This window comes from Aliiruegeria lutimaris (assembly GCF_900099935.1).
Taxonomy (GTDB): Bacteria; Pseudomonadota; Alphaproteobacteria; order Rhodobacterales; family Rhodobacteraceae; genus Tropicimonas; species Tropicimonas lutimaris.
In genome coordinates this window covers 44417-51491 of sequence record NZ_FNEK01000034.1, presented here as the reverse complement: position 1 = coordinate 51491, position 7075 = coordinate 44417, and the positions used below count along the sequence as shown (strand labels likewise).

9 protein-coding genes and 1 pseudogene are annotated in these 7075 nt (G+C 61.6%); 7 read left to right on the top strand and 3 right to left on the bottom strand.

Annotation, left to right across the window (positions count from 1 at the left end):
* The 3 genes and pseudogenes from BLR85_RS16210 to BLR85_RS16200 form a co-directional block, all read right to left on the bottom strand.
* Positions 1-243 (bottom strand): annotated as a pseudogene (locus BLR85_RS16210) (IS110 family transposase); the annotation flags it as partial.
* The gene (locus tag BLR85_RS16205; protein WP_093158303.1) at positions 240-686 is read right to left on the bottom strand and encodes an aldehyde dehydrogenase family protein; all 447 of its coding nucleotides are present in this window, start codon (positions 684-686) and stop codon (positions 240-242) included. The pseudogene BLR85_RS16210 and the gene BLR85_RS16205, both read right to left, overlap by 4 nt.
* Before the next feature lie 10 nt (positions 687-696).
* Positions 697-1086: a 5-carboxymethyl-2-hydroxymuconate Delta-isomerase gene (locus tag BLR85_RS16200; RefSeq protein ID WP_093158300.1), complete on the bottom strand. Its 390-nt coding sequence runs from the start codon at positions 1084-1086 to the stop codon at positions 697-699.
* Between the two features lie 250 nt (positions 1087-1336).
* Between BLR85_RS16200 and hpaR the strand changes: the two genes are divergently transcribed.
* The 7 genes from hpaR (at position 1337) to BLR85_RS16165 (ending at position 7075) form a co-directional block, all read left to right on the top strand.
* Positions 1337-1804, top strand: coding sequence for a homoprotocatechuate degradation operon regulator HpaR (hpaR, locus tag BLR85_RS16195; protein WP_093158295.1), 468 nt, complete (start codon positions 1337-1339; stop codon positions 1802-1804).
* 328 nt (positions 1805-2132) lie between these two features.
* Positions 2133-2372: a DUF2798 domain-containing protein gene (locus tag BLR85_RS16190; protein WP_093158290.1), complete on the top strand. Its 240-nt coding sequence runs from the start codon at positions 2133-2135 to the stop codon at positions 2370-2372.
* Between the two features lie 349 nt (positions 2373-2721).
* Positions 2722-3570, top strand: coding sequence for a transketolase (locus BLR85_RS16185; protein ID WP_093158285.1), 849 nt, complete (start codon positions 2722-2724; stop codon positions 3568-3570).
* Positions 3567-4595 carry a transketolase family protein gene (locus BLR85_RS16180; RefSeq protein ID WP_093158280.1) on the top strand — a complete coding sequence of 343 codons (1029 nt, stop codon included), beginning with the start codon at positions 3567-3569 and terminating at the stop codon, positions 4593-4595. The genes BLR85_RS16185 and BLR85_RS16180 overlap by 4 nt, the downstream gene beginning before the upstream one ends.
* A 24-nt stretch (positions 4596-4619) precedes the next feature.
* On the top strand, positions 4620-5372 hold the full coding sequence (locus tag BLR85_RS16175; RefSeq protein ID WP_093158275.1) for an SDR family NAD(P)-dependent oxidoreductase: 753 nt from the start codon (positions 4620-4622) through the stop codon (positions 5370-5372).
* Positions 5373-5537: 165 nt separating this feature from the next.
* Positions 5538-6506 carry a TRAP transporter substrate-binding protein gene (locus BLR85_RS16170; RefSeq protein ID WP_093158270.1) on the top strand — a complete coding sequence of 323 codons (969 nt, stop codon included), beginning with the start codon at positions 5538-5540 and terminating at the stop codon, positions 6504-6506.
* On the top strand, positions 6503-7075 hold the full coding sequence (locus tag BLR85_RS16165) for a TRAP transporter small permease (protein WP_093158265.1): 573 nt from the start codon (positions 6503-6505) through the stop codon (positions 7073-7075). Before BLR85_RS16170 ends, BLR85_RS16165 begins: the two co-directional genes overlap by 4 nt.

Here is a 7075-nt window from a genome sequence, read left to right as displayed (position 1 = left end):
AGGTTTGACATAGGCCGCCGGCATGAGCCGAACATCATGGCCAAGCTTGCGCAGTTCGCGACCCCAGTGATGGGCTGAACCGCAAGCCTCCATTCCAACCACACAGCGTGGCAATGTCTCGAAGAAGGCGAGCAGCTTCGCGCGTTTGATTTTCTTGTTGATGATCTTACGCCCGGTAGCCGAAACGCAGTGCACCTGAAAAACGTCCTTGGCCAAATCCAGGCCCACCGTCTTTACTGTCATTGGATGGCTCCTTTCCTCGCAGTCGATGACAACTGCACTTTGGCACGTTCGATGCCGGTGGAGCAGGAGCCATCCACCTCATCCGCTTTCGACATGAAACGCAGCGCCTGACCAGTATCCATGCATTCGGTGAAGGCGATCTCCTCGGCGCGCGCCTCGATGGCTTCGGCGACCTTGATGAGGATCGCGCGGCGCTCCTTGCCGGGCGTTTTCGACCAGGTCTTGAAGGCCTCCGTGGCCGCGGCGACGGCACGGTCGATATCCTCCGCGCCCCCCTTGGCGACGGGAGCGAGTGACTTGAGGTCCACCGGTGAAATCGTCTCGAAGGTTTCACCGGAGGCGGCCGGCACGGAAGCGCCGTTGATATGGTTCAGTACGCCGGCCTCGCGGAATTTCGCCATGTAGGCGGACGCGCGGGCGATATTTTCGTTCAGAACATCCATGTCCGATCCTTCAGTTCTGGCCCGCGAGGCGGGCGTGAATGGGTGTGTCTTTCCAGCTCAGCACCGGGTCGATGACGCGGATTTCGAGCGAAAGGGCGAAATGCGGTGTGGAGAGGGGCTCGACGAGCGCGCTCTGTGCGGCGACGAAAATTGCCTCGCCGGCTTTCTGCAGTGCTTCCCTCGACCTGCCGGCGCCGACGGCGAGGGTGAGCGCGGCAAAGTCGTTCTCCGGCAGACCATCGGCGACGATGCAATGATCGGCGCGATGGGCGCGGATGCGGATCCCGGCGAGAGGGAAGATCCCGGCGCCAACCATTGCGTCATGCAGCTGTTGGCAGAGCATCGAAAGATCGGCCCGGGACTCGAGCCCGGGGGAATATTCTATTGTCAGATTTGGCACGAGATCTCCTCCCTCGGCAGCATCATTAACGTGTTAAGTTATAGCGTATGGCTGTTTTTTGTCGTTACGAAGCGATTCTTGACATGAATACATCATTAACATGGTAAGTAACAATCCGGAATATTATCGTTTATTCAATAAATTTGACGATATTCGGAAAGAGCAGTAATTTCCGATGTTAAGTACTTGGCTTGTGCGTGCCTTGTGAGGACGGCTGGGCGAAGTGGGCGGAAAGTTACGGGGGAGCGGAATGGTGGCGCCAGAATCGATTCATGACGGGTTCGAACTGGCCAACACGCGCCGAACCCTGCCGATATTGCTGTTGAGTGCCCGCGAGGCGGTGATGGAGCATTTCCGTCCATTGCTGCACGCTCACGACATTACCGAGCAGCAGTGGAGGGTGATCCGGGTGCTGCAGGAACGTGGCGAGATGGATGCGTCGCGGCTCGCCGATCTGGCCTGCATTCTGGCGCCGTCCCTGACGCGAATGATCAAGGCGCTGGAGGCGCGGAAGCTGGTAGCAAGCCGGCGGGACGAGACCGACGGACGGCGCAGCCTGATCTCGCTCACGGAAAAGGGGCGGACCTTCATCGCAACGGTCGCACCGTCCAGCGCACGTATCTACGCCGATATCGAAGCGCGTGTTGGAACCGAACTGTTGCAACGCTTGACCGATGACCTGGTGGCGCTCCGAACGGCGTTGGACGACGAGCTTTGACGAACAGGCGGCGTCACGAAGTTGTCGGGGGGGCTGTGCTGAAACACGTTCCGGGTAAACTGGCCAGAGTGTGTGCGGGCAGGGGAGCCAACCGCTGGGGCGCTATCGGTCAGCCGCACAATCACTCTGCGTTCACGCGCTTGACCGGCCGTTCCCGGTTACGCTAGCAGGCGGGTGATGTCGAAAAACGTCCGGCCGGTTCGGTTATCCCGGTCACCGCCTTGAAAGGCGGGAGCTAGTCGAGTTTCGAACCCACGACATTCATGATCGCGAGCCCGCGCCGGTCCTGCCGTTGCGGGGTTTTCAGGTTTGAATACGGAGTTCGACAATGAAAGACACAACAACCCTCTTCACGGCGCAAATCTTCATCTCCTTCCTGATGGCGCTGATAATGACCGGGATCTTTTCCGCCGTGCCGACCGGCTTCGCGCCCGGTTGGATTCAGACCTGGCTCGCCCACTTTGCCGTGGCATGGCCGGTCGCTTTCCTGCTGTCCCTGCTCGTCGGACCGGAGAGCTTCTTCCTGGCGGAGAAGGTGGTCGGCAGGTTGAAGTATCCGTCCGTATAGGTGGCCTGCTCGAAATGTGGGGTGCCTGTTTCCAACTGAGTCCCGGGCGGGACTTGACGCCGTTGCCGCAAAGGTTCCGCGCGATTCACCTGGATGTCTCCAAGCAACGCGTGACCTGTACGGCGGGTCACCAAGAAAGGCAGGATTCGGGAGACGGAATCCGTGTTCTTGGTTACCTGGGTGGGTCATTTAGCCCTTTGAAAACACTAGCGGCATTCAGCTTCCGAGCGCTTTGTTAATTTCTTCTACGCAAAGTGATAATTCTAGTTTGTTTCGTTTCCCGATTGTTTGCCGCAAGATGCCCTCCACGGGACGCAGATCGACGCGTCTCTCAGGAGGATCAAGAAATATGGAAGCTTCGATCGAGAGACGATCGAATGTCTCGCTTGCAAGGCGAGCATGGAATATCCGTCGCAAAGCCATCCAGATGGGAGAAGTTCAGGGGCAGGGTTATGTCGGACAGGCGCTCGGCGTCGCCGACGTTCTCGCCGTCTCGTTCTTTCACGCAGTTGAGTACCGTGCCGAGGATCCCGAATGGGAAGGGCGCGATCGCTACCAACTCTCCATCGGCCACTATGCCATCGCTTTCTACGCGGCGTTGATGGAAGCGGGCATCCTGCCCGAGGAAGAGCTTGGAACCTACGGGATGGACGATAGCCGCATGCCAATGTCCGGCATGGCCAGTTACACACCCGGCATGGAGATGAGCGGCGGCTCGCTCGGTCTTGGCCTCTCGGTGGCCGTTGGGCGCGCGCTCGGTCTCAAGCGCAAGGACAGCCCGGCCTTCGTTTTCAACCTGATGTCCGATGGCGAGTTGGGTGAAGGCTCGACCTGGGAGGCGGCGATGGCCGCGGCCCATCACAAGCTCGGCAACCTGATCTGCATCGTCGATTTCAACAACCAGCAGGCCGATGGTGCGTCGACCGGCATGTGTTCCTCCGAGCCGATCGACGCCAAGTTCGAGGCTTTTGGCTGGTTCACCCAGCGGATCGACGGCAACGACATTGATACGCTGGTCGCCGCCTTCGATGCCGCGCGCGAGCACGAGGGTGCCCGGCCGCGCGTGATTATCTGCGACACGAAGATGTGCAAGGGCGTGCCCTTCCTGGAAGAGCGTGAGATCACTCATTTCGTGCGGGTCGAGCCCGACGAATGGCAGAAGGCCCTGGCCGTTCTTGACGAGGAGACCCCGGAATGACCGCCGCGACACGCGCCCGCAAATATGAGCCTCGCAAGGTCCCCGAGGGGAAACAGGCCACTTCCGCGATGATCGCCTCGCTCGAGGCGGAGGGCTATGATACCGTCGCCGCCCCCTTTGGTAACGCGCTGAACGCGTTGGCCGAAAAGGACGAGCGCATTGTCGGCCTCTCGGCCGATCTGTCAAAATATACCGACCTGCATGTCTTTGCGAATGCCTATCCCGACCGGTTCTACCAGATGGGCATGGCCGAGCAGTCGCTGATGGGAACGGCCGCCGGCCTCGCCCATGAAGGGTTCATCCCCTTTGCCACGACTTATGCCGTGTTCGCATCGCGCCGGGCCTATGATTTCGTCTCCCAGACGATCGCCGAAGAAGGTCTGCCGGTGAAGATCTGCTGCGCCCTGCCGGGCCTCACCTCCGGTTACGGACCGAGCCACCAGGCGACCGAAGACATCGCCATCTTCCGCGGGCTCCCGGATATCGCCATCGTCGATCCCTGCGACGCGACGGACGTGGCGCAGATGGTGCCCGAACTCGTGGCCTACAACGGCCCGGTCTATGCGCGGCTCCTGCGCGGCCAGGTCGCCAATGTGCTGCAGAAGCACAAGCCGGACTACCAGTTCAAGCTGGGCAAGGCGCAGATGATCCGCGAGGGCAAGGACGTCCTCGTGATCTCGACCGGCATCATGACGATGCGGGCGCTCGACGCGGCCGAAGATCTGGCGAAGGACGGCATCGATGTCGCCGTGCTGCACTGCCCGACGATCAAGCCGCTCGATACCGAGACCATCCTCGCCGGGGCCGGCAAGGGCCGGCTCTGCGTGGTGGCCGAGAACCACACCAAGCTTGGCGGGCTGGGTGAAGCCGTGGCCACGACCCTGCTGACGGCGGGTGTCGTGCCGGTCTTCCGCCAGATCGGCCTGCCGGATCAATTCCTCGAAGCCGGCGCCCTGCCGACGCTGCACGACATGTACGGGATCTCCCGCCGTGCCGTAGGCGAGCAAATCAAAAGCTGGCTCTGACAGCCCTCACGAATGGAGAATAAAATGGGACTACTTGAAGGCAAATTCGCCGTCATCACCGGCGCAGCCTCCCCGCGCGGTCTGGGCAAGGCCACCGCGAAACTCTTTGCCGAGCATGGCGCGACGGTGGCGATCCTCGATCTCGACCAGGCGCAGGCGGAAGCCGCCGCGGCCGATCTCGGCCCGCAGCATGTCGGCATGGCCTGCAACGTGATCGACAAGGCGCAGGCCCAGCAGGTCATGGACGCGCTTATCGCCAAATGGGGCCAGATCGACATCCTCGTGAACAATGCCGGCATCACCCAGCCGCTGAAATTCATGGAGATCGAACCCGAGAATTATGACGCGGTGACAGATGTCAGCCTGCGCGGCACGCTCTACTGCACCCAGGCCGTTGTTCCGCACATGCGCGGACGCAAGTCGGGCTCCATCGTCAACATGTCGTCGGTCTCCGCACAGCGCGGTGGCGGCATCTTTGGTGGCCCGCATTATTCCGCGGCCAAGGCCGGCGTGCTCGGCCTGACCAAGGCTTCCGCCCGCGAACTGGCCCCCGACAATGTCCGCGTCAACGCGATCTGCCCGGGCTTCATCGCCACGGACATCACGCAGGGCAAGCTGACGCCGGAGATGAAGGAAATGGTTCTGGCCGGTATCCCGATGGGCCGCGCCGGTGAGGCCAGCGATGTCGCGGGTTGCGCTCTGTTCCTTGCCTCGGACCTGTCGGCCTATTGCACCGGCACCGAGGTCGATGTGAACGGCGGTTCGCTCATTCACTGAGACGCCGGCCATTGAACGGCTTGGCGGCTGAGGGCGCCGAGCCGGAAATTGACTGATCCAGAAAACGAAATCACGAACCGCAGCCTCTTCGACCGAAGGGGCCGCGCGGGACGCCCGCGACTTCTCGCGCGGCGACGGAAGTTGCTTTTCTTGAGGAGGAAAACCATGAAGACAACGTTGATCACGGCCCTGTTGGGCGCGACGATGCTGGCCGGGGCCGCGCAGGCCGATGAGGTCATCTTCGCGCATGGCGCCAACCCGGGCAATCCGCGTTACGAGGCGGCCGAGAAATGGGGCGAGCTCTTTGCCGAGTGCACCGGTGGCGCACACAGCGTCAACGTCGCGCCTTCGGCAACTCTCGGTGACGACGCCGAGATGCTGACCTCGGCTTCGGCGGGCATCATCCAGGTGACGGCGAACAGCCAGGGCGCCATGTCCCAGATCGTGCCGGAAATCGGCCTGCTGGGCCTGCCTTTCCTGTTTAGCGACCTGCCTACGGCCTGGGCGGTTCTTGACGGTGAAGTCGGCGAAATGCTCGATGCACGCGCCAACAATGCCGGCCTGAAGATCGTTGGTTTCTGGGATAACGGCATCCGGAACATCACGCACCTGACCAAGAACGTCCCGAACCCGGGCGATCTCAAAGGCATGAAGATCCGCACCCCCCCGGATCAGATGACCGTGGACATCTTCGAAGCGCTCGGCGCCGCACCGGCACCGCTCGCATGGTCCGAACTGCCGACCGCGCTGGAATCGGGCGTGTTCGACGGGCAAGAAAACCCGCTGGTGAACATCTATTCAGCCAAGCTGCACGAGATCACGCCCTTCGTCACCATGACCGGCCATAAGTACGAGACCACCCCGGTGGTTGTTGGCCTTGCATGGTGGTCGGGTCTCGACGAGGCCACCCAGGCCTGCGTGGTGAGCGCCACGGCCGAGGCCGGCAAGATGCAGCGCGAGATGGTTGCGGCCTCCGATGCCGCTCTGCAGCCGAAAATGGAGGAAGAAGGCGCAACCTTCGCCGAGGCCGACAAGGCGGCCTATCAGGCAGCGACTCAGTCGGTTTACGACAAGTACGCCGAGACTTATCCCGAGCTAGTCGCCGCGCTCCGCAAGGCAGCGGGCCTCGAATGACCAACGGGGATGCACATGCCCCGGCCCAAGACGAGAAGGGGCGGCAACGCCCCTTCCTCCCTTTGGTGACCGGGATCTCGACGCTCCTGGATTGGAGCGGTCGGATTGTCGCCGCCGTGTGCCTCGGAGTCACCTTCGCGACGCTGCTGGTCAACGTGATCCTGCGGTATGCTTTCGGCTCCGGCATCGCCTGGGCTTATGAAATCCACGCCATTCTGCTTCCCTGGATGGTTGGCGGCGGCATCGTTATCGCGGCTGCGCGTGGACGCAACATCGCCATCACCCTGATGCCCGACATGCTGCCCCAAGGACCGCGGCGCATCCTGTCGCTGGCAATCAACATCACCATCCTCGTGATCTCGGTGAGCGTGCTCGACGCCAGCGGGCCGATCCTGAAGGCGGCAAAATTTCAGACACTATCGACGCTCGGCATCAAGCAATACTGGGGCTATCTCAGCCTGTTCTATGCTTTCGCCGGCATGTCGGTGATCGCTGTAGTGGACATCATCCGCACGATTGCGGGTGAGGACCTGCATGCCAGCGATTATGAAACCTCCAGCCTGAGCTAA